The 22,485-nt window shown below is 65.3% G+C and carries 19 protein-coding genes; 13 read left to right on the top strand and 6 right to left on the bottom strand.

What is annotated here, in order from left to right:
* Complete coding sequence (locus P9273_RS18125; RefSeq protein ID WP_278050137.1) at positions 1 to 1,317, top strand: HlyD family type I secretion periplasmic adaptor subunit; 1,317 nt, start codon at positions 1 to 3, stop codon at positions 1,315 to 1,317.
* A gap of 334 nt (positions 1,318 to 1,651) precedes the next feature.
* On the opposite strand, the gene P9273_RS18120 is transcribed toward P9273_RS18125, so the two are convergent.
* The gene (locus tag P9273_RS18120; RefSeq protein ID WP_278050136.1) at positions 1,652 to 5,497 is read right to left on the bottom strand and encodes a BTAD domain-containing putative transcriptional regulator; all 3,846 of its coding nucleotides are present in this window, start codon (positions 5,495 to 5,497) and stop codon (positions 1,652 to 1,654) included.
* A 154-nt stretch (positions 5,498 to 5,651) separates the two neighbouring features.
* Between P9273_RS18120 and P9273_RS18115 the strand changes: the two genes are divergently transcribed.
* The 12 genes from P9273_RS18115 to P9273_RS18060 all read left to right on the top strand — a co-directional run bounded on the left by P9273_RS18115 (position 5,652) and on the right by P9273_RS18060 (position 16,667).
* On the top strand, positions 5,652 to 6,710 hold the full coding sequence (locus P9273_RS18115) for a class I SAM-dependent methyltransferase (protein ID WP_278050135.1): 1,059 nt from the start codon (positions 5,652 to 5,654) through the stop codon (positions 6,708 to 6,710).
* Between the two features lie 46 nt (positions 6,711 to 6,756).
* Complete coding sequence (locus P9273_RS18110) at positions 6,757 to 7,200, top strand: nuclear transport factor 2 family protein (RefSeq protein ID WP_278050134.1); 444 nt, start codon at positions 6,757 to 6,759, stop codon at positions 7,198 to 7,200.
* 105 nt (positions 7,201 to 7,305) lie between these two features.
* Positions 7,306 to 8,193, top strand: a complete 888-nt coding sequence (locus tag P9273_RS18105) for a class I SAM-dependent methyltransferase (protein WP_278050133.1) — start codon at positions 7,306 to 7,308, stop codon at positions 8,191 to 8,193.
* A 139-nt stretch (positions 8,194 to 8,332) separates the two neighbouring features.
* Positions 8,333 to 9,211 carry an ABC transporter permease gene (locus P9273_RS18100; protein WP_278050132.1) on the top strand — a complete coding sequence of 293 codons (879 nt, stop codon included), beginning with the start codon at positions 8,333 to 8,335 and terminating at the stop codon, positions 9,209 to 9,211.
* Positions 9,208 to 10,050, top strand: a complete 843-nt coding sequence (locus tag P9273_RS18095) for an ABC transporter permease (RefSeq protein ID WP_278050131.1) — start codon at positions 9,208 to 9,210, stop codon at positions 10,048 to 10,050. Before P9273_RS18100 ends, P9273_RS18095 begins: the two co-directional genes overlap by 4 nt.
* Positions 10,047 to 11,189 (top strand): extracellular solute-binding protein, encoded by a 1,143-nt coding sequence (locus P9273_RS18090; protein WP_278050130.1) that lies wholly within the window; start codon positions 10,047 to 10,049, stop codon positions 11,187 to 11,189. Before P9273_RS18095 ends, P9273_RS18090 begins: the two co-directional genes overlap by 4 nt.
* Positions 11,182 to 12,339, top strand: a complete 1,158-nt coding sequence (locus P9273_RS18085; RefSeq protein ID WP_278050129.1) for an ABC transporter ATP-binding protein — start codon at positions 11,182 to 11,184, stop codon at positions 12,337 to 12,339. The genes P9273_RS18090 and P9273_RS18085 overlap by 8 nt, the downstream gene beginning before the upstream one ends.
* 203 nt (positions 12,340 to 12,542) lie before the next feature.
* Complete coding sequence (locus tag P9273_RS18080; protein ID WP_278050128.1) at positions 12,543 to 12,791, top strand: DUF1127 domain-containing protein; 249 nt, start codon at positions 12,543 to 12,545, stop codon at positions 12,789 to 12,791.
* A gap of 245 nt (positions 12,792 to 13,036) precedes the next feature.
* Positions 13,037 to 13,615: an OsmC family protein gene (locus tag P9273_RS18075; protein WP_278050127.1), complete on the top strand. Its 579-nt coding sequence runs from the start codon at positions 13,037 to 13,039 to the stop codon at positions 13,613 to 13,615.
* 65 nt (positions 13,616 to 13,680) lie between these two features.
* The gene (locus tag P9273_RS18070) at positions 13,681 to 14,907 is read left to right on the top strand and encodes a flavin-containing monooxygenase (RefSeq protein WP_278050126.1); all 1,227 of its coding nucleotides are present in this window, start codon (positions 13,681 to 13,683) and stop codon (positions 14,905 to 14,907) included.
* A gap of 12 nt (positions 14,908 to 14,919) precedes the next feature.
* Positions 14,920 to 16,215, top strand: coding sequence for an NAD(P)/FAD-dependent oxidoreductase (locus P9273_RS18065; RefSeq protein ID WP_278050125.1), 1,296 nt, complete (start codon positions 14,920 to 14,922; stop codon positions 16,213 to 16,215).
* Positions 16,212 to 16,667 (top strand): MaoC family dehydratase, encoded by a 456-nt coding sequence (locus P9273_RS18060; RefSeq protein ID WP_278050124.1) that lies wholly within the window; start codon positions 16,212 to 16,214, stop codon positions 16,665 to 16,667. The genes P9273_RS18065 and P9273_RS18060 overlap by 4 nt, the downstream gene beginning before the upstream one ends.
* An 18-nt stretch (positions 16,668 to 16,685) precedes the next feature.
* Here the strand turns inward: P9273_RS18060 and P9273_RS18055 are convergent, their stop codons facing one another.
* The 5 genes from P9273_RS18055 to P9273_RS18035 all read right to left on the bottom strand — a co-directional run bounded on the left by P9273_RS18055 (position 16,686) and on the right by P9273_RS18035 (position 22,432).
* Complete coding sequence (locus tag P9273_RS18055) at positions 16,686 to 18,245, bottom strand: alpha/beta fold hydrolase (protein ID WP_278050123.1); 1,560 nt, start codon at positions 18,243 to 18,245, stop codon at positions 16,686 to 16,688.
* Positions 18,246 to 18,396: 151 nt separating this feature from the next.
* On the bottom strand, positions 18,397 to 19,353 hold the full coding sequence (locus P9273_RS18050; protein WP_278050122.1) for a DMT family transporter: 957 nt from the start codon (positions 19,351 to 19,353) through the stop codon (positions 18,397 to 18,399).
* 103 nt (positions 19,354 to 19,456) lie between these two features.
* Complete coding sequence (locus tag P9273_RS18045; RefSeq protein ID WP_278050121.1) at positions 19,457 to 19,738, bottom strand: hypothetical protein; 282 nt, start codon at positions 19,736 to 19,738, stop codon at positions 19,457 to 19,459.
* Positions 19,739 to 19,942: 204 nt separating this feature from the next.
* The gene (locus P9273_RS18040; protein WP_278050120.1) at positions 19,943 to 21,094 is read right to left on the bottom strand and encodes an NAD(P)/FAD-dependent oxidoreductase; all 1,152 of its coding nucleotides are present in this window, start codon (positions 21,092 to 21,094) and stop codon (positions 19,943 to 19,945) included.
* Positions 21,095 to 21,112: 18 nt separating this feature from the next.
* Positions 21,113 to 22,432 (bottom strand): aspartate aminotransferase family protein, encoded by a 1,320-nt coding sequence (locus P9273_RS18035; protein WP_278050119.1) that lies wholly within the window; start codon positions 22,430 to 22,432, stop codon positions 21,113 to 21,115.
* Between the last annotated feature and the right edge of the window lie 53 nt (positions 22,433 to 22,485).

Raw genomic sequence — 22,485 nt, 5'->3', positions numbered from 1 at the left:
ATGGCGCAGAGCCTCACCTTCGACGGCAGCCCGCGCACCGATTTCCGCCGCACCGCCTTCGCCGGCTACGCCGCGATCGCGCTGCTCGCCGGCGGCTTCGGCTATTGGGCGGCCAAAGCGCCTCTGGCCGGCGCGGTGATCACGCAAGGCACGATCGCGGCGACCGGCGGCAACATCCTGATCCAGCATCGAGAGGGCGGCATCATCAAGCGATTGCTGGTGCATGAAGGCGACCGCGTGCGCGAAGGCCAGGACCTTATCCTGCTCGACCGGACCGCCCCGGAGGCCGATCTCAACCGGCTGACAAGGCAATGGATCGCGCTCAAGGCAAGTGCGGCGCGGCTGGAGGCCGAGCGCGACGGGCTCACCACGCTGGCGCCCATCGCCGAGCCCGCCCCGGCGCCGTTCCAGCAGGAGTTTCAGAAGCTGATCCGCGAACAGCAGAAGGAGTTCGATGCCAGGCTTGCACGCTTCCGATCCGAGCAGTCTATCCTGGCGCAGCGCGTCGCCATGCATCGCGAGTCGGTCAAAGGGCTGAACGCGCAGAAGGCGGCAATCGAACAGCAGGCCGAAGTGGTGAAGAAGGAGCTCGGCATCAAGACCGACCTCCTCGACAAGGGCCTCACCAACCGCACCGAATATTCACAGCTCTTGCGCTCGGAGGCCGACCTCGTCGGCCAGGCCGGCGCGCTCGAGGCGGACCTCGCCTCCGCCAACACGCAGATCGTCGAGGCGGAGGCGCAGACCGAGCGCGCCACCACGCAGCGCGTCGAGGAAGCGCTGACCAAGCTCGACGATGTGAGGACCAATCTCGCCGACATCGAGGAGCGGATGCGCGCCGCGCAAGCGGTGCTGGAGCGTACGACGATCACCGCGCCGGCGGCGGGCATCGTCGTGTCCTCGACCTACAACTCGCAAGGCAGCGTGGTCGCGCCCGGCGAAAAGATCATGGAGATCCTGCCCACGGCCTCCGGCCTTGTGGTGGACGCCAGGCTGCGGCCGAAGGACATCGACCAGGTGCATGTCGGCCAGCCGGCAAAGCTCAGGCTTTCCGCGCTCAACACCAGGCTCACGCCGGAAGTGCCGGCCACCGTCAGCGAGATGTCCGCCGACCGACTGATCGACGAAGCCACTCACGAACCCTATTTCCGCGCCAAGCTGAAGATCACCGACGCCCTGCCCGCCGGCGTGAAGGCCGAGCAGCTTTATCCCGGCACCCCGGTCGACGCCTTCATCAGCACCGGCGACCGGACTTTCTTCGAGTATCTGGCACGCCCGATGATGGATTCTTTCGCGCGGGCGTTCACGGAACGATAGGGCTTCCATAACCCAAACGATGCCATCGGTTGTCTCGCCCCGTGGTTCGAGAACGCACCTATGCTAGCTTAGCCCCGCGTCCATCGCTCGACCCTGAGGGCCAATTCATATTGGATTAATGGCGTAACTTCTCGTCAGTGCATGCGGCGGCGCGGCAGGCCTTGCTTCGATCATAGTACGGAACACGCTCCACAAGAACCGGGCAATCGACATGCTGTCAGGCTTCAGGGGCCTCCGGCTCTTCCGCACATCGCTTCGAACGGGCGGCCGCCTTGCGACAGGCGCGAGTGTTCCCCCGCGCGGCACCCCGCGCGACTACGCCGCCGCGCCGGCTTCAACGGCCGCTTCTATCGCCCGGCCTGCTTCGATAAAGCCGAGCCGCCGTGCCTCTTTGCACAGCCCCTGAAGCTCCTTCCCCAGGGAAGGAGAGAGCATGCCAGCGCCACAGGCCGCGAGCACGCGGCCGCGCGCTGAAGAAGCTTGCCCATGGCAAGGGTTCACCTGCCGTGAACGCGTCGAGGCTCGCCGCGTGGCGGTCGGCGCCAGCCCAGTCGCCGGCAGCCAGGCAGGCATCGATCGCGTAGCGCCGAAACTGGAGATGGTTGTGGCTCACTGCGTTCGACGCCAGCATCGCTTCGCCTTCCTCGAGCGCGGCCTTCCGCGCTGCGGCGTCGTTGGCGGCCACAGCCAGCAGGCCGAGATACCATGGGCCGAGATACGCCATCCCGGTGCTGCGGCTCATGCGCAGTGCCTCTTGCAGGTCGGCGATGGCCTCGCCGTTTCTCCCGGCCAGCCGGTGCACATCGCCGCGAAAGGCCAATGCCTCCGCCTCGAAGCGCGGGGCTTGGATCTTGCGGGCGAGATCGAGGGATGCTTCAGCGCTTGCCAGCGCCCTGTCGAGTTCCATCAACGAAGACCAGGCGAGATAGGCGTTCATATGGGCGATCAGTTCGGCGCGCTGGTGGACGATCTCCCTCGATGCCTCGATTGCCGCCAGCGCCTCTCTGAGCAGATCGTTGATGTCGCCGATATAGAGGCTGGTCGCCACAACCATCGAGCGGTTCGCGACCGCGATGCGGCCGAAGCCGTTGCGCTCACTGATTTCCACGCACGACCGATACTGCCGATGCGCGCTGAGCATCCGGCCGCGCATATATTGCGCATCGCCGATGCCGCCCAACGATGCTGCCTCGATCTCGGTAGATCCTGCCCGGCGCGCGAGTTCGAGGCTCGACCGATGTTGTTCCAGGCAGCCGTCGATATCCCCGCGCGGAAACAGCAGATTGCCGTGGAGAAAATGCGCTCGGGCGGCTTCCTCGTCCAGTCCGGAGCGTTCGGCAATGCTCTCCACGGCCCGTACGTCCGCCAGGGCGCCGTCGACATCATCGGCTATGCGCTTGACCGCTGCCACACCGAGGAGCGCCCGGCAGCGCCCGCGCTCACCGTCCGCCAGGGCCAGCGCCTCGCTGTATGCGACGCCGGCTTCACCGGTGCGACCGAGACTTAGCAGAATCTCGCCGCGACATGAGAAGAGCGCGGAATGGGTTTCGTCACCACCGACAAGCCGCAGACCGCGCTCCACCAGCTCCAATGCTCGCCCATAGCGATAAGCACGATTCTCGCGGCCGGCAGCGTCAAGGAAAGCCCGGGGCGCGGCCTGATCTTCGGCCCGTTCGAGATGCTCGGCGCGCATGATCGGATCGCGCTCGGCAAACCACTGCGCCGCGCGGCGGTGCAGCGCTCGGCGTTCCGCCCGCGGCAAGGACAGGTATGCGCCATCGCGCATGAGCGCATGCGCGAACAGAAGGTCGTTGCCGGCGGGCTTCAGAAATCCGCGCCGGATCAGGGTCTTGTAGTCCTGCCCGGGATTTTCCAGCAGATGGCCGAGGGCATCGGGAGCAAAAAGCTGGCCGAGTACAGCGGCAATGCGCAGCGTGTGACGGTCGCCGGGCGGCAGCATGTCCAGCCGGGCAAGCACGACACTATGGATGGTATCGGGCAACCGGTCCGGCCCCCGGTCGCCGCTGCGAAGCAGTTGTTCGAGAAAGAGAGGATTGCCTCCAGCGCGCTCGACGCAATTGACGGCGAAAGCATCGGTTGGCGCAAGGAATTTACCCGCGAGGGCCAAGGCCTCCTGGCGGTAGAGCGGCGCGAGATCGAGCGTGAGCCTCGGCCCCTCGCCGGCTCGCATTTGCCGGGCCGGCCCGGAAGGTTCCTCTTCCGTGCGCGCAGTGGTGACGACGAGTACCGGGCCCGTCGTTGCCGAGGCGGCAAGCACATCGACCTGCGCCAGCGTCTCAGCGTCCGCCCACTGCACGTCCTCAATGGTCAGGACGAGAGGCCGGCGAGCGCTTGCGCGACCGACCAACTGCAGCAATGTCTGTTCCAGCTCCTTGAGGCGAACCGCATTGTCCATCGCGTCATAGAGCGCCCGCCGGTCCTCGGGTAGGGAATGCTGCAGCAACCGGTACAGGTGGATTTCCAGATCGGCGTCGACGAGGCGGCTGTCGACGGCGATGCGCGGCTCGACTGCGAGACCTTCGACGAGAGCGCGGATTGCATTGCGTTTGGCGCCTGCGCCGAAGTCGAGGACGAGGCCGGTGTGGCACTCGAATCCCTGCTCGACGGCAAGCTTCTGAAATTCCTCGATCAGCCGGGTCTTGCCGATTCCTGCTTCGCCGCGGACATGCACGACGAGCCCGCGTCCAGTTTCGAGACACGTTTTCAAAGCGCCGGCAAACTGCGCCAGCTCGACCTGCCGGCCGACAAAGGCGGTTCTGGCGACACCCTCGGAGGAGAGGCCAGCCGGCCGCCAAGCCTCAATCGGCTTTTCCGAGACCCGGGCAACGATGGTGCGGAGTTCGGCGCGGTCGACAAGGTGCGCGACCGACTGGTGCACCGAGTCCGACAGCAGCACGTCCTCGGCATCCGCCGCTCCGGCGAGTGCGCCGGCCAGATGAATGGCGCCGCCGGTTACCGTGAGCGTGCCCGCGCCGTCCTGATCGAGCCTCGTGACCAGCATTCGGCCGCTCGCCAACCCGATCCGGGCCGGAGGGATGCGGTCTTCCGCCGCCCGAACCGTCCTCACGATCTCAAAGCCAGCCCGCAACGCGCGTTCCGCGTCGTTGCCGTGGGCAACCGGCAAGCCGAAAAAGGCGATGGTGGTGCCGCCAAGCTGCCTGTCGACCATGCCCACGTGGTCCGCGACGACCCTGTGCACGATCTCTGCGAAGCGAGCAGAGAGGGCCCGCTCCCGCTCGGGATCGTCCTCGTCGGCGAGAAACGACAAGTCGCCCATCTCGACAAACATGACTACGAGCTGACGCAGCTCCGATGCCGGTCCCGGCGGCTCCGCCGCGGTGGCAGCTTCCGTGCTGGGGGTCTGAGGCTCCTGACGGGAAGACCTTGCCGCTTCAGCGGGGCCGGCAGCGATGGGCCGGGACTGCTCGCGCCGCCTTTGCTGAATCTCTTGATAGAGCTGCTCGGTTTCCGGCTCGGGCCGCACGCCGAGCTCGCGCTGCAGGATCTCGCGACAGACGTGAAACTGCCGAAGGGCCGCGCCGATCCGGCCCTGACGGACATAGAGCTGCATCAACGCCCGATGAACATTTTCCTGTAGCGGGTCGAGCGGCAGCAGGCGCAGCGCCATTTCGAGCGCTCTCGCGGACGAGCCGGACGCCATCTGGTTTATCAATAAAGCCGTCAGCGCCTTGACGGCCATTTCATTCAGATGCTGCCGCGTAGCCCTAAGCCAATTTTCGAAAGCCGGCGCCTTCGGATTGAAAGCTTCCATGAACGGCCCCTGGTAGAGCGCCGCCGCCTCCTCGTCCGCTCGCGGTGTTCGGGCCGCCATCAGTTGCTCGAAGTGGAGCGCGTCGACGTCGATGCAATCAGGGGCGAGAACGATCCCCTCCCCGGAGACTCCCGCCAATTCCGACCCTTTCAATCCGAGGGCCTTGCGCAGCACGAGAAGTTCCTGGCGCAGGCTGGCCCGCGCCTGGACCTCGCCACGATCCTCCCACAGCAACGCGGCCAGTTTGTCGCGCGACTGCGGGCGACCTCCAGCCATGGCGAGATAGACGAGCAACGCTTGCGCTTTGCGCGAAGCAACCGCGATCTGTCGGCCTTCCGCTGAGAAGACCTGAAGACCGCCGAAGGTGCTGAGCCGGATCTTCGCCATCGCGCTTCGCCCCACCGGCGCAGGATAGAGCCGCCAATGGGCGGACAAAAGATGGCAGTTCTCTTTTTGACGAAGCTTTGACGCTCGCCGCGACGTTCTTTGACGGCACACCGGTAAACCATCCTCCCGAGGCACTGTCACTACGGAGGATGCAATGCAGCTCGACCAGGACAAACTCAACGCCTTTCTCGGCAAGATGCTTGACGACATCGGCGCCGCGATGAACGCGTCGCTGGTGCAATTGGGCGACAAGCTCGGTCTCTACAAGGCGCTCGCCGCGGGCGGGCCGATGACCCCGTCGGAACTCGCCGGCCGGACGGGTACCGCCGAACGCTATATCCGCGAATGGCTGGCGGCCCAGGCAGCGTCCGGATACGTGACCTACGATGCCACGTCCGGCCGGTTCTCGATGGCGCCGGAGCAGGCAACCGTCTTTGCCGACGACGACAGCCCGGTCTTCATGGCCGCGCTCGGCGATGTCGTCGCCGCCACGGTGATGGATGGCGACAAGATCGAGGAGGCCTTCCGGACGGGCCGCGGCGTCGGATGGAACAAGCGCCACCCTTGCCTGTTCTGCGGCACCGCGCGCTTCTTCCGCACCAGCTATCTGCATCATCTGGTGCAGGAATGGCTGCCGGCGCTCGACGGTGTCGTTGAGAAGCTCGAACGCGGAGCTATCGTTGCCGATGTCGGTTGCGGGCACGGCGTCTCGACATTGCTGATGGCGGAAGCCTTCCCCAAGTCGCGCTTCTTCGGCTTCGATGCCCATCCCGGCTCGATCGAGGCAGCGCGCAAGGCTGCCGATACCGCCGGTGTCACTGACCGTGCGACATTCGAAGTTCAGAGCGCCAAGGCCTTCGCCGGCACAGGCTATGATCTCGTCTGCTTCTTCGATTGCCTGCACGACATGGGCGATCCGGTGGGCGCCCTGAAGCATGTGCGCAAGACGATCGCGCCCGACGGCACGCTGATGATCATCGAGCCATTCGCCGGCGATCGCCTGGAAGATAACCTCAACCCGGTCGGCCGCATCTACTATGCGGGCTCGACCATGGTCTGCACCCCGACATCGCTCGACCAGGAGGTCGGCCTCGCGCTCGGCGCCCAGGCCGGCGAGGCAAGGCTGCGCGAGGTGGCGAAGGCCGGCGGCTTCAGCCGTTTCCGCCGTGCCACCGAGACGCCTTTCAACATGATCCTCGAAGCGCGACCCTGAGGTCCGACCAGTTTACCAGACGATCCGCAAACCAAGGAGAAGACCGATGACTAGATTGAAGCAAGTGCTTGCCGCCACCGTGCTGGCCGCAACGGCCGGCGTTCCAGCAGTCGCGATGGCGGATGAAGGAGCCCCCAGCGAAGCGCCGGTCAGGCAGTATCTGAAGGCTTGGTACGCGCGCGACGTCGAGGCGATGCTGAAAACGTTTACCGACGACGCCGTCGTGATACTGCCCGCCCAGGCGCCGATCAGCGGGACAGAAAACCTGCGCGGGCTGCTGACGGCTTTCGTGAAGAGTTTCTCAGAACCGGGCGCGACATTCACGCCTGGCCAGTTCACGGCGAACGGCTCCGTCGCCTATTTCCTCTGGCAAGGCGACACGCCATCCGGCCGCTATCCCTTCGGCGCCGACACCTTCGTGGTCCGGGACGGCCACATCGCATACCTGACGCTCGCTTTCGTCGCCGAACCGAAACCCGCCGAGAACTGATCCATCCCGCGCGCCGGCCCCAGGGCCGGCTCGCGCCAACGACCATTCCGGTTCGGGCCGGCGCCGATGCCGGCTCGCACCCCGCGACAACAAGGAGAAACACCCGTGAGCAGCCCGGCACCGATCCAACAGCCACCGCATTTCGTCGCAACGCGCTACACGGACTTCTGGAACGACGTGCTGGTTCCGAAATTCATCCGCTGGAAGCACATCGTCGTCGACGGCCTGGCGCAGCACAGCGCACAGGTGTTCCCGACGCTGGAGGTAGGCCTCGGCGACAGGGTGATCGATGCCGGCTGCGGCTTCGGTGACACGACGCTCGAGCTCGCCAGGATCGTCGGCCCCTCGGGTTTGGTTGTCGGGCTCGACTGCTGCGAGGCCTTTCTCGATCATGCTCGCCGCGATGCGGCGCGCGCCGGCATCCGCAACGCCGTCTTTCTCGAAGCCGATGTCGAAATCTATCCGTTCGAACCGATCCACGATTTCTGCTTCTCGCGCTTCGGCACCCAGTTCTTCGAGGACCCGGTTGCCGCCCTTTACAACATGCGCGCCGGCCTGCGGCTCGGCGGCACGATGACGATGATCGTCTGGCGCGAGCTGGCCGAAAATCCGTGGCTGTCGATCCCGAAGGACGTCGTCCTGCGCTTCCTGCCGCGGCCGAGCGAAAATGCCCGCACCTGCGGTCCCGGGCCCTTCTCGATGGCCGATCCCGATGTCGTCACACGCCTCCTCGAAGGCGCCGGCTACGGCCGGATTTCCTTCGAGCGCATCGATGCCGACGTGCTTGTCGGCCGCGACCTCGACGAGGCCGTCGAATTCCAGCTCGCGCTCGGACCGGCTGGCGAGGTCTTCCGGGAGGCGGAGGACGAAGCCATCCGGCAGCACGCGCGAATAACCGAAGCGCTCAAGGCCGAACTCAAGCCCTACCGGACGCCCGGCGGCGTCATGATGGGCTCCAGCTCGTGGAAAGTGACCGCGAGGCGGGAGCGCTAGGCGGAGCGCCGGCGTCGTCGATCCTGGCAGGATCGCGAACGTATCCCTGGCTCAATCGCCGCCTGTAGACATCGCGGCGCCAATCACCCAATCTGCCCGCGGGAACAATAAGCGCTTCGAAGAAAGCGCACAGGTGCGCATGAACAATCGCTGGACCTTGTACGATCCACGCCTGGCCTGGATGCTGGTTGCACCGGTGCTTCTGCTGCTGATCTTTTTCCTGATGCTGCCGATCGCGGTGATGGCGGTCTATACGTTGTTCACCTTCGTCACCGCCGGCGTCGAAACCAGCGCGCTGACCACCGCCAACTGGCACGAATTCTTCATCGACAGCTATTATTCCGGCTTCCTGCTCAAAACGTTGAGGGTCGGCGCGATCACCGCGCTGCTGTGCGGGGTGCTCGGCTATTTCCCGGCCTATTTTATCTGGGCGACGAGCTTCAGGCACAAATGGCTGCTCTTGCTCCTGCTCATCGTGCCGTTCTGGATCAGCTTCACGATCCGCACCTTTTCGTGGATCAACATCTTGGGCGAACAGGGCGTCATCAATGTCACGCTGCTCAAGATGGGCATCATCAGCGAGCCGCTGCCGATGCTCTACAACGAGGGCGCGGTGATCCTTGGGCTGCTGCACTTCCTTCTGCCCTACATGATCCTCAACGTCTATGTGAGCCTGGAGGGCATCGACCGCACGCTGATCTCGGCGGCCCGCTCGATGGGCTGCACCAGCGCGCAGGCGTTCCGCGAGGTGACCCTGCCGCTGTCGCTGCCGGGCCTCGCGGCCGGGCTGCTGCTCTGCTTCGTGCTGGCGGCCGGCAGCTATGTGACGCCGCAATTGCTCGGTTCCGGACGCGACGCGCTGTTCGGCAACCTGATCTACGACACCATCATGGGCGAATTGAACTGGCCGATGGGCGCCACCCTGTCGATCGTGCTATTCCTCGTGCTCGGCTTCTTTGCCGCGATCTACACCCGCTACATGGGCATGTCGCAGATTGTCAAAGGGCTGGGCGGATGAAGGCTGCACGACCGAACAAAGAGGGCAGATGGGCCTGGCGACTGACCGGCTTCGTCACGCTCTGCGTCTACATCTTCATGTTCGCGCCGATCGTGGCGACCGTCATCCTGTCGTTCAATGCCTCTATGTTCGGCGGCTTCCCGATGACCGGCTTTTCGCTGCAATGGTACGCCAAGCTGATGAACAATGACGCGGTGCTGACGGCCTTCCGCACCTCGCTCTGGATTGCGCTGGTGACCGCTGCCGTCACCACCGCGATAGGCGTCGTCACGGCGTTCGCGCTGGTGCGCTTCGAGTTTCGCGGCAAGCAGGCGCTGAGCACGCTGGTGATCCTGCCGGCGCTGGTGCCCGAAACCATTCTCGGCGTCGGCCTGCTGGTGTTGATCAAGGCAATCGACCAGCCGCGCACCATGCTGCTTCTGGTGCTCGGCCATATCCTTTTGGCCGTGCCCTATGTGGTGCTGATCGCGCAGGCGCGGATGGTCGGCATAAGACGCGTCTACGAGGAGGCGGCGCTCTCGCTTGGCGCCTCGCGCTTTTCGTCCTTCCGCGAGATCACACTGCCCCTGCTCATCCCTGCGGTAGTCGGCGGCGCGCTGCTCGCCTTCACCATCTCGTTCGACAACACCTCGGCCAGCCTGTTCTGGCGGCCGGCTGGCGTGGAGACCATGCCAACCCAGATCCTCTCCATGCTGAAAATCTCGATCAGCCCGGAGATCAATGCGCTCGGCACCGTGATGATCCTGGTGACCGTCGGCATTCCGTTGCTCGGCGGCCTGATCCTGCAGAGTCTGACCAAGTTGAAAAGACGCGGCGAACCAAAGGAGGAAGCACGATGAAACTGACGACAACGAAACGACTGGAACGGCTGCACGACCGATATGCCAATGGCGATCTGAGCCGCCGCACTTTCCTGACGCTGACCGCCGCCGCGGCGGCCGCCGCCGGTCTCGACATGCCGTGGATGCGCAAGGCGCTCGCGGCTGTCGAGCAGGTCCGCTTCGACGGCTGGGGCGGCACGGTGCAGGACGCGATCGACAAATATGCCTTCCAGCCCTACACGGCCAAGACCAAGATCAAGGTGGTCCAGGGCACGTTCGGCGACGAGAACGAGATCATCACCAAGATCAAGACGGCGAAGCCCGGCGACTTCCAGATCGTGCATTCGTCCGGCGTGAACTATTACATCAAATACGTGAACGCCGGCATGAACTCGGAGATCAACGAGGCCAACATTCCCAACATGGCGAATGTGCTGCAGCCGATGATCGAACCGTTCCGCAAGCTGACGCCGAAGCTCTCGGCCGTGCCCTACGACTACGGCACCACCGGCATTGCCTACAACACCAAGGTGATATCGCCCGAAGAGGCGAAGGAGAAGGGCGCCAGCCTGCTGCTCGACAAGAAATATGCCGGCAAGGTCGGCGGCTATGCCGACATGACCACGCGTGTCTGGTACGCGGCTCTGGCCACCGGACAAGACCCGAACAACATCAAGGACATGGAGACAATCTGGGCCAAGGTGCGCGAGACGCGCGACCTCGCCAAAAAATTCTGGAGCTCCGGCGCGGAGCTGATGGATCTGCTTTCCAAGGGCGAAATCGTGGTGACCGACGCCTGGTCGGGCCGCGTCGCCGCCCTCCAGGACCAGGGTCATCCGATCGGTTATCTCGACCCAGCCGGCTCCTATGCCTGGATGGAGGACATGCTAATCCTGAAAGGCTCGCCAATGGCCGAGTGCGAGGAGCTGATCAACTTCATGCTCGACCCGGCGACCTCGATCGCGGTGGCGGAAGGGCAGAGCTACCCGCCGTCGCTCGACCCGACCAAGGTCAAGCTCACCGCGAAGATCGAGAAGCTGCCGGCCTTTGATCCGACGGGCACCATGAAGGCGCTTACCTTCGCCGATCCGGTCTACTGGGCGACCAACGAGGACGCCTGGACCAAGCAGTGGAACAGGATCTCCAAAGGTGCCTGACAGCCAGGACACGCTATCCAATCCCCGGCCGACCTCGGCCGGGGCAGTCAGCGCGAGCGCGGCCGCCGGGGCAAACAGCCCGGCGGTCGAGTTCCGCAACATCGACATCGCCTATGGCAAGTTCGTCGCGGTGCGCGATTTCTCTTTGTCGATCCGCAAGGGCAGCTTCGTCACACTGCTCGGGCCGTCCGGCTGCGGCAAGACGACGATCCTGCGCTCCATCGCCGGGCTGGTCGATATTTCGGGCGGCCAGATCATGATCGACGGGCGCCGCGTCGACGACGTGCCGATCTACAAGCGCAACATCGGTCTTGTCTTCCAGAGCTATGCACTCTTTCCGCACAAGACCGTGTTCGACAATGTCGCTTTCGGCCTGAAGTACCGCAACGTGCCCAAGCCCGAGATCGCGCGCAAGGTCGGCCAAGCGCTCGACATGGTGCGGCTGCCGGGCAGCGAGAAGAAACTGCCCTCGCAACTATCGGGTGGCCAGCAGCAGCGCATCGCGCTGGCGCGGGCCATCGTCTTCGAGCCGCAGGTGCTGCTGCTCGACGAGCCGCTGTCGGCGCTCGACGCGAACATGCGCGAGGAGATGCGCGTCGAGATCAAGAAGATCCAGAAAGCGACCGGCATCACCGCCATCTTCGTCACGCACGACCAGGAAGAAGCGCTCTCCATGTCGGACCGCATCGTGGTGATGAATGCCGGTTCGGTCGAGCAGATCGGCACGCCGGAGGAGGTCTATGAGCGGCCCGCCACCGCCTTCGTTGCCGACTTCCTCGGCAAGGCCAACATGCTTTCAGGCACGGTAAGCCGGTCCGACGGGCCGATAATTGTCACGCTGGCCAGCGGCCAGACAGTCAATGTGCTTTCACCCAAGGCGCTGGCGCAGGGAAGCGCCGTTACGGTCGTGGTGCGGCCGCAAAAACTGTCGGTGGGTGGAACGAGCGCCAACCGGTTACCCGGCCGGGTCGTGTCGGCCTCCTATCTCGGCGGCAGCGCCATCTACGAGGTCGACATAGGCGACAAGGCGAACATTCGCGCCAACGTCGCGATCGGCGGCCGCGTGCTCAGTGAAGGCGAGGCGGTCGAGCTCGGCTTCGACCCGAACGATTGCGTTTTGCTGGACGAGGACGGACGGCGGATTTCCTGAGGTCGCTACGGCTCGCAAGCACCGGCGACCACCCTCGATTCCGGTCCGGTTCTAATCGACGCGCGACCGGCAGGGCGTCAGTCGCGAAACCTCGATTCCACGGCAATTTCGACGCCCGCTCCAACGCTGGCTCCCCCGGTCGTAAGCCACAAGTCCTCCCATCGACGACGCGAACGGTCGCGCCGCAAAAGATGGAGACGACGATGACGAGTTTGGAACATACCGCTTATGAAACCGGCCGATCGGGCCTCGGCCCGATCGATTTTGCCAGCCGCGCGCTTAGGCTTTTCTATCGCGCGATGAGGATGCGCAGCGACCGCGCCGCCATGCAGGCCATGCCCGACTATCTGCTCAAGGACATGGGCATCGCCCGTTCGGAAATCGACCATTACACCTCGATGCGCTACGCGGCGTCCGATACCGAACGGATGGATATCGGCAACATCAGATGACCCGCCTATGGCGAGCATGACCACGCCGTCGACAAGCCCCGGGCGCTTCCCAACGCCCGGGGTCTTGCGTTCCGGCGCATTCGGTTCAGGCGATGGGCCATGTCGTTTCAAACGATTCTCCACGCCAATTTCCACGGTGGGCCTAGGAAAAATTCCACGGCCGCAACCACTCTCGTTCAAACGCTCCATCGGCAAACAAAGGGCGTCACGGCAACCAAGCCGCAAACCAACCTTTGGAGACGAAGATGCAACCCAACACCAAACCTGCACGGCTTCCGCTCAATGGCGTCGACACGCCGAATCTTCTGGCGACGATCAATTTCGTCGCCGGGCAGCCGGAGCTGGCCAAGTTCCAGTTCCGCGCCCACAACGAGTGGATCGAAGGCACGCACAGCAAGACCGTCATGAACGGCTTCTTCGGCGCCGGCCAGGAGCAGAAGCATGAGAAGCCGCATTATGCCGACGCCGACCATCCGGCGATTCTCTGCGGCGCCGACAATGCGCCGACACCGGTCGAGTGGCTGCTGCACGGGCTGGCGGGCTGCCTGATGGCGGGCGTCGCCAACATCGCCGCCGCGCGCGGCATCAAGCTCACCAAGGTGAAGTGCTCGGTCGAGGGCGACATCGACCTGCGCGGCATCCTCGGCATTTCCGACGAGGTCCGCAACGGCTTTCAGAACATCCAGGTGTCATTCGAGATCGAAGGCGATGCGCCGGCTGAGAAGCTGCAGCAGCTGGTCGAGCAATCGCGCGCCCGTTCGGCCGTGTTCGACGTGCTGACCAAGGGCGTGCCGGTCACCGTCGGCATCAAGACTATCCAGTAGCTGAAGCCGGCAGGCGGCCCGGAGCCGGTCCGGGCTGCCTCCCCTCCTGTCGACGGAAATGAAACATGAGACGCGCGGACGTCGTCATCATCGGCGCGGGCCAGGCAGGCCTTGCGCTCAGCCATTGCCTCGGCCAGGCCGGCATAGACCATGCCGTGCTGGAGCGCGGCCGCATCGGCGAGCGGTGGCGCTCGCAGAGCTGGCGTTCACTGAGGCTGCTCACGCCGAACTGGCTGAACGCCCTGCCCGGCTCGCCCTATAAGGGCGGCGATCCCGACGGCTTTATGAGCAAAGGGACTTTCGTGAAAAGCCTGGAGCGCTACGCCTGGCAATGGCATGCGCCCGTCGAGACCAATGTCGAGGTCGTCGCCGCCAAGCGCACCAGCGACGGCTTTGCCTTGCGCACCACCGCCGGCGACTGGTCGGCGCGCGCCCTCGTCGTCGCGACGGGACATTGCGACCGGCCGGTCATTCCTTTTTCGGCTGAGACCCTTCGCGGACCGCTCAGGATCCACGCCTCGCAATATCGCTCGCCAGGCGAGCTGCCGGGCGGCGGCGTGCTGGTCGTCGGCGCCTCGTGCTCCGGCGTGCAGATCGCCGACGAGCTCGCCCGCGCCGGGCGGCGCGTGGTGCTTTCGGTCGGCAAGCATACGCGCCTGCCCAGAACATGGCGCGGCCAGGATATCTTCTTCTGGCTCTGCGCAATCGGCCTGATGGCGCAGCGCCGGGAGGACCTTGCCGATCCCGAAAGCGCCAGGCGCCAGCCCTCGCTGCAGCTCGCCGGACGGCCGGACAGAGCCGATGTCGATCTCGCCACGCTGCAGGCGCTCGGCGTGGAGCTGACCGGGCGGGTGTGCGGCATCGGCGACCGCGAGATCGCCTTCGCCGGCGATCTCGGCCAGCACATCGCGGCGGCGGAAGCCAAGCAGACACGCCTGCTCGACCAGATCGACCGCTTGGTGGGGACGGCGACGCCATACCGGCCCGAGCCGGTGGCGATGCCGGCGACGTGGGCAGAGCGGCTTTCGCTGACCGACGGATCGATCCGCAGCATCGTCTGGGCAACCGGCTATGCGTGCTCGTTCGGCTGGCTGGAGCCGCTGGCGCTCGGCGCCGATGGCGAACTCGCCCATCAGGGCGGCGTCACCAGCATGCCCGGCCTCTACGCGCTCGGCTTCCGCTTCCTGCGCAAGCGCGATTCCAACTTCATCGGCGGCGTCGGCTCGGATGCCGAGGCGATCGCCGTCGAAATCTCCCGTTATCTCGACTGCAACGGCCGCAAGGCGGCTTGAGGACATTTGAACATGCCAAGCAACCTCATCTCCCTCATGGCAACCCCCAAGCGTGGCCATTACGACGCCATCATCGTCGGAGCGCGCTGCGCAGGCGCAGCGACGGCGATGCTGCTCGCCCGCGCGGGCCTCAAGGTGCTGGCGATCGACCGCAAGCCCTATGGATCCGACACGCTGTCGACGCATGCGCTGATGCGGCCCGCGGTTCTGCAATTGTGGCGCTGGGGCCTGCTCGATCCGCTGTTCAAGGCCGGGACGCCGCTCATCGAGACGACGACCTTCCACTATGGCGACGGGGAGATCACCATCCCGCTCGCCGCCGGTTCGGACCTTCCCGGCCTGATCGCGCCGCGGCGCACCGTGCTCGACCGCATCCTGGTCGATGCGGCGCGCAAGGCCGGCGCGGAGGTCCTGCACGAGGTGGCGGTCGGCGATCTCTTCGCCGACACGCGCGGCCGCGCGCGCGGCATCGAGATCCGCGCCGCCGGCCGTGCGTCCCTTCGGGTCAGCGCCGATATCGTGGTCGGCGCCGACGGTATCGGCTCGCTGGTGGCAAAATGCGTCGACGCCCAGACCTTGCGGCGCGGCGCGGTGTCGGCCGCCCATGTCTATGGCTATGCGCCGGTCGAGCCGGGCGCCGGCTATCACTGGTATTTCCGCGACGGAATCGCCGGCTCCTTCATCCCGACCAATGATGGTCTCGCCTGCATCGTCGCCTCTGTGCCGACAAGCCTGTTCGACCAGCGCTTCCGCCTCGGCCACGCGCGGGCCCGCATGGATGTGCTGGAGGCGCTTTCACCGGCGCTGGCCGCACAGGCGACCCAGGCGCCGAAGGATGCCCGCCTGCAGGCGTTCCGCGGCGTGCCGGGCTATATCCGCCAGGCGCACGGCCCCGGCTGGGCGCTGGTGGGCGACGCCGGCTTCTTCCGCGACCCGATCACCTCGCACGGCATTTCCGACGCCTTGCGCGACGCCGAGAGCCTGGCGCGGGCCATCCTCGACGGCTCGGACGCGGCATTCGCGGTCTGGCAGCAGCAGCGCGACATCATTGCCAACCAGATCCTCGACACCACGGACGCCGTCGCCGGCTTCGACTGGACGCTCGACGACATCGGCGAGCGGCATCGCCGCTTCAGCGCGGTGCTGAAGGCGGAGGTGCAGGCGCTGGCCGGACAGCCCTTGCCGGCTCGCCGCGCCCCTTCCTCTGCATCGCAGCCGACAGCCCACCGGGCGCCCGCCAACCAGGACGAGCCGCCGGCCGCGGCCCCGTCGAACCTCAATCGCAACCGAACCGGAGCAAGACTATGACTTTGCATCTAATGAAGGACGGCTGGGTCGGCGTCATCAACGGGCGTCCAAGAGTGGGCGCCTTCGCTGAGCGTTCGCGGCGCACGCAGCCTCAGGATATCGACGCCTTCGCCGAGATGACCGGCGACCGCAATCCGCTGCATTACGACAAGGCGTTGGCCGAGGCTTCGGTTTTCGGCAAGCTCATCGTGCAGGGCGGCGTCACCTCCGGCATCCTGAACGCGGTGGTGGCGGAGGACCTTCCCGGCCCCGGCTCGGTGTTCCTCGAAGTCTCGTGGAAATTCGTCAAGGCAGTCGGCGTCGGCGAGCTGATCACCGGCCGCGTTGAAGTCACGGACGTGCGTGCCGACAAGCCGATCACCAAGCTGGAGACTTCGGTGCGCAACGAAGCCGGCGAGCTTTGCCTCACCGGCACCGCCACGGTGTTCACCGTGCCTTTGGCCCGGGGCTGAGCTCTCTTCGATCCCTCGTCACGCGCCCGCTGTCTCGGCGATGAAGGCGCGGACGTGGTCGATGAACTCCTCGAAGGCGGATTCACCTTCGAGCAAAATGTGGTTCTGGCTTTCGAGCTCGATGAAGCGCGCGCCGGGAATGCCGGCGGCCATGGTGCGGCCCGACTCCACCGGCGCCACATTGTCGTCCCGCGCATGCAGCACCAGCGTCGGCACGCGCACCTTTTCCAGCAAGTCGCTGACGTCGATCACCGAAAAGGCGTTCTGGAGGCGCCAGGCATCGTCAGGTGAGACGGTGCGCAGCATCAGATCGTCCATCCAGGCGAAATGTTCGTGCGTGGCGCCGGGGATGAACATGGAGCAGAAGGCCTGGCGGAACATCGGGTTCGACTTGCCCCAGCTCTCACGCATCAGCGTCGCCACAGCCTCGCGCGTCGCGATCTCGCCGGCGTCGCCGCGCGCCCGCCAGCCTTTGACGTAGCCGCCATAAAGGATCATGCCCGACACTTTGTCGGGGTGGCGGATGGCATAGGCGATCGAAACAGCGCAACTCTGCGACAGGCCAAGCAAGGTGAAGCGGTCGAGCCCTGTCGCCTCGACCACGCGTTCGAGGTCCGACACCATGGTGTCGAACGAGATGTCGACGACATGCCTCTGCGACAGGCCGTTGCAGCGCTCGTCATAGCGCACCAGCCGGTTGTAACGCGACAGTTCCCGCATCCAATGCCGCCAGATCGGGCTATCCCAGTCAAAGGTAAGATGCGACATCCAATGCGCGGCGCGCAGGATGGCCGGGCCATTGCCGGTGCTGGCATAGGCGAGCCTTGTGCCGTCGAGAGCACGGCAGAACTGCACGGCGCGGCCGGGATCCTGCGGCGACGCAGCGGGTTTCGACGGTCCCTGCGGGGGCGCGGGGGAAGCAGGCTGCGGCGCGCGGCCACTGGCTTGCGCGGCCGCCGACCGGACCTTCTCCTCCAGCATCTCGATCTCGGCGGCGAGGCTGACGTCGTGGGGCACAAGGCGGCGCAGGCGCTGAGCGAACGGCAGCGCGCGTCGCGGCTCATTCTCCAAGCGCTCGACCAGCTCGCGCAAAATGCCGAGCTCGACGATCTCGACTTCGCTCGCAATGGCCTGCCGCCAGGCTTCATAGTCGAAGCAGCGCTCGAGCGAGAGATCGGCGAGAAAGCCGCCGCGGATCGAGGCCAGGGCGGCTTCGAGTTCCTCGGTCGAGTGGGCTGAAAGGTCGGACTTCACCAGCGGCGCCAGCCGTGCATAATCCGTCTCGAGGTTGAGCGCGACGGCGTTGCGACCGGCGCTCAGGACGGATTCGTCGCCGCCCAGCACCTGGCGAATCTTGGACAGGCTCCAGCGCAAGGCGCCGCGCGGATCGTCAGGGATGTCCCAGAATATCTCGCACAGCCGCTCGCGCTGGTGCGGCCCTGCGGTTACGGCGAGGTAGGCGAGCAGCGCCCGCGTCTTGCGCGACGGCGGCAGGTCGAGCGGCTGGCCGTCGCGCGTTACCTGAAAATCGCCAATCACGCGCAGCTTCAGGACTCCGATATGCGGACTGTCGCTCATGCGTCCACGCGCTTGTCGATCGCCATGATCCACCTTCGGCCTTGGCCGACGCTGCGAAGGGGCAGCCAATAGCAAAATCGGCTAATTTAGGAAAGCGTGACACAGAGCGCCCAAGGCACGAGGACCTGAAAATGACGCCCTTCGCCGCTCCTCACGCCTTGGCCGGAGCCGTCCTCGGCTTGATGACCGTGGACAGCACGACCCCGGCCACGATGAAGGCCGCGCCGAGCAGATCGTAGTTGTGCAGGCTTTCGCCGAGCAGCAGATAGGCGAGGATGGCGACGAAAAGAGTCTGGAGATAGAGCAGCATGCTTGCCCGGCTCGCGCCCAGCATCTCAACGCTTTTGTTGTAGAGATAATACATCAAAGCGCCGCCGGGGCCGGCCAGATAGGCAAGCGCAAGCAGGCCGTTGCCGTTCAAGGCCGATCGCTCGTCGTTGACGATTTCCCACAGATGGAACGGCAGCGCCGCCACCGCGCCGGCCCCGAGCAGGAGGACCACCAGCGGCAGGAGCTCGAGGCCGAATTTGGAGCGACGCAGCAGCACTGTGTAGAGCGCCCAGCAGAAGGCGCTGCCGACGATCCATAATTCGCCAATGTTGAAGCGCAGTTGCACCAGCGCCGCGAAGTTGCCATGCGCGACGATTACCAGCATACCGGCTAGTGCTGCTACCGCGCCGAGCGACTTCCAGAGGCCGAGCGGTTCGCCAAGCACGAGGCGCGCGAGCACCATGGTCATGATCGGCGACATCGCCATGATGATGCCGGCGGTGGTCGCATCGGTGTCGTTCAGGCCATTGTAGATCATGCCCTGGCAAAGCGTCAGGCCGATGGCGCCGACGGCGACGATCTCCAGCGGCCGCGATTTGAGGAGCGCAACCATCGCGCCGTGATGGCGGTGCACGATCGGCAACAGGACGGCGCAGGCCAGCAAGAGCCGCCAGAAGCACAGGCCCCAGGGCGGCATTTCCGGCGCCACCCATTTGGCCGCGATATAGACGCCCGCCGACAGCAGCCAGCATAGCACGGCGGTGGGATAGCCGCCCCCGGAGGTGATCGAGATCGCGGCAGATTGCTCCGCCGGATGCGCTATCGGTATCGCCTGCATCGCATGCCTCCGTTCGATGAATGCCAGCCCGGACGTGAGCGGCAGTCTACCTCAACTCGAAAGCGTTACATATGACCGGCGATGGAGGGCCGTCGTCCAAAGATCAATGCGACTTCTCGCCGGCCATATGCAGAAGATCCCAGGCCGAACCGACGCGACCGTGCAACTGCGATGCGAAGCGTTCGGCTTCGACGTCTTCGAGGCCGTCGTCGACAAGAGCCTCGATGCTTCGGCGCAGCAAGGCAAGCTGCATCTGCCGCGCATGGCTTCTATCGGTTTCGCGCATGATGGCCGTGACGTGATAGGCAACTACCGGCTGGCCAAGACAGGAGAGAAGCGCGCCCGATCCTGCCGTCGCCGCGGTGACCGCTTCCTCGATGTTCATTCCGGCGCTCCTCATCTCAAGATGCTGGGCGCCTCCCCGGCAAATGGCGACGGTATCCGCCGCTTCTTTTCTGAATGGTCGCGCGCTCATCGCCCGCGGCCAAAATCAGTATCCTCCAGAACCGTATTAAAGGCGACCGGATAGTTAATCGATGGTTAACGGAGGCGCGCAAATCTTAACCGTCCGGGCCGGCTTGACGCATCCTCAGTGACCGAGGACGTTGCGCTCTGCCGATGGCGCCAGGCTCTGCGAACCGGGCACCGAAACCGGCGCGCCGTGAAGAACCCAGTCGGCCGCGATCTGGCCGATCACCGGCGCGAGCTGGATGCCGTAGCCGCCGGCACCGGCCGCGGTGATCAGCGTGGGCTCCAAGGCATCGATCGGCCCGACGAAGGGCCGATGGTCGGCCGTCACCGGGTAAAGTCCCGCCCAGCCGCGCCCGAGCCGCGCACCCGGCAGGTCGGGCACACGCTCCAAAAGCAGCTCGGCCAGATCGACCTTCGACTGTTCCTCGCACTGGTCGTTGTAATTGTCGGGGTCTTCCGGCGCGATCGAGTTCACCTTGTGGATCTCGGCGATCAACTCGCCCGGCTTTTCGTGGCGGAAGTTCAGGCCACTCCCCTCGCCGTTCACGAGATCCATCACCATCGGCATCGTGTAGCCGAGCGGCTCGTCCAGATGGATGACGACGGCCTCATGGCGCTCGGGCCAGATGTGCAGGCGCTGGCCGAAGCGTTCGGCAACCCGTGGCGCCCAGGCGCCGCCGGCGTTGACCACTACATCGCAATCTATTGGGTTACCATTGGTTTCCAATGTATAGCCACCCGGACGCCGCCGCATGCCGAGCAGCTTGCGGTACTGGCGGATCTCGCCGCCCTTCGTCCGGACAATGCCCGCCAGGAAATTGCACATTTCGTGCGGATCTAGGAAGCCGTTATCGGGCCCGAACAGGCCGCCTTCGAGCCCGTCGGGATTGATGTGAGGAACGAGGTCCCTGAGTTCGTCGGCGCGGATCAGGCGCGATCTCAAGCCCGCCTCGGCTTGCATCTCGACCGATTTCGCAAACAGCTCCATCTGTTCACGTGTGCGCGCCAGCCGAAGATAGCCGATGTGGTTGAAGCCAAGCCCCTCAGCCTCCCATTGACGGAACCGGCGGAACGAATGAACGCGAAGCATGATCTCGAACGGATCGGTGAATTGCGATCCGACGACGCCGACCGACCTGCCGCTCGACCCAGAGGCAATCGATTGGGCTTCGAGCACCGTGACACGAGCGCCCTGTTCGACGAGATTGAGCGCCGTGCACATGCCGAGCGTGCCGGCGCCGATCACCACGACATGAGGAGAAGCTGCCATCTCTTAGTCCGCCTGCTTTCAGGAATGCGCTGCGACGTCGGCCAAGGTCCCGTCGATCGCTTGAAGAATGGCGCCGGCGTCTTCTTCCGTCATCGGCGTCGACAGCGCGAACAAGCCGTAGCTGGCGGAGAGCACGCCGCGGCCAAGCAGGCCCTTATGGAAGACGTCGAATTTCCGGTGCTCGGCCGGACCCGGATAGATGGAGCGGTAATCCGTGACGGGATGCGACGTGAAATGAACCTTGAACAGCGAGCCGAGGCCGACACATTGGCCGGCAAGCCCATGCCGCTCGAATGAGGTGGCGACGCTCTCGCGCAGGAATGCGCCGAGCCGATCGAGATGGGCAAAGCTCTCCTTCGTCAGCGCCCGCATCGAGGCAAGGCCGGCGCGCATGGTGACCGGATTGGCGGTGAAGGTGCCGCCATGCGGCAGCGCGGGCTTGCCTCCGGTCGGATCGAAAACCGCCATGACATCGGCGCGCCCGCCCACGGCGCCCACGGGAAAACCGCCGCCGATGATCTTGCCGAGCGCCGTCAGGTCCGGCTCGATGCCCCACAGCCCTTGCGCGCCCGACCATCCCAGCCGAAACGAGATGACTTCATCGAAGATGACCAACGCGCCCGCCGCATGGGCGATCTCGACCATGGCTTGAAGATAGTCCCGGCGCGCCGGAATGAGGCCGGCACGGTTGGGCATCGGGTCGATCAGCACGGCCGCGATGCTGCCGCCCTCGGCGGCGAAGACGGCGCGCAGCGCCTCGGTGTCGTTGAAGGGCACGGCGATCACGTCGTCCAGCACGCCGCGCGGCGTGCCCTTGGCATAGGGCGTGGACTTCGGCAGGTCGCCCCAATTGGCTGGCGAGGAGTCGAGGCTCACTTCGGCGAAATCATAGGAGCCGTGATAGGCGCCCTCGATCTTGACGATCTTCGGCCGCAAGGTGAAGGCGCGCGCGGCCTTGATCGCCATCATCACCCCTTCCGTGCCGGAGTTGGTGAAGCGGATCTGGTCGACCGAGGGCAGCCGTTCGACCAGCAGCTCGGCAAGCTCGATCTCGCTCAGCGTCGGGGCGCCGAAAGCGGTGCCGGTGGGCAGTTGTTCGACCACGGCCGCCGTGACATCGGGATGCGCGTAGCCATGGATCATCGAGGTGAAGTTGTTGATGCAGTCGTAATAGGCATTGCCGTCGACGTCCCAGACCCTGCACCCCTCGCCGCGCGCGGCGTAGATCGGGAACGGATCGACAAAGACCGTGGTGCGGGTGTTGCCGCCCGGCATCACCTTCCTGGCGCGCTCGAATAGGGTTTTCGATGCGGGCATGGCGTCGGGATAATGCGGCATGGCTCTCCGAAGGCGAATTTGAGCGCAGAGACAGCGACGGCACCGTCGCTTGT

Origin of the sequence: Mesorhizobium sp. WSM4935, assembly GCF_029625735.1 — a bacterium.
Lineage (GTDB): Bacteria > Pseudomonadota > Alphaproteobacteria > Rhizobiales > Rhizobiaceae > Mesorhizobium.
The sequence above is the reverse complement of the archived record's forward strand: the minus strand, read 5'-3'. Positions and strand labels throughout refer to the sequence as shown.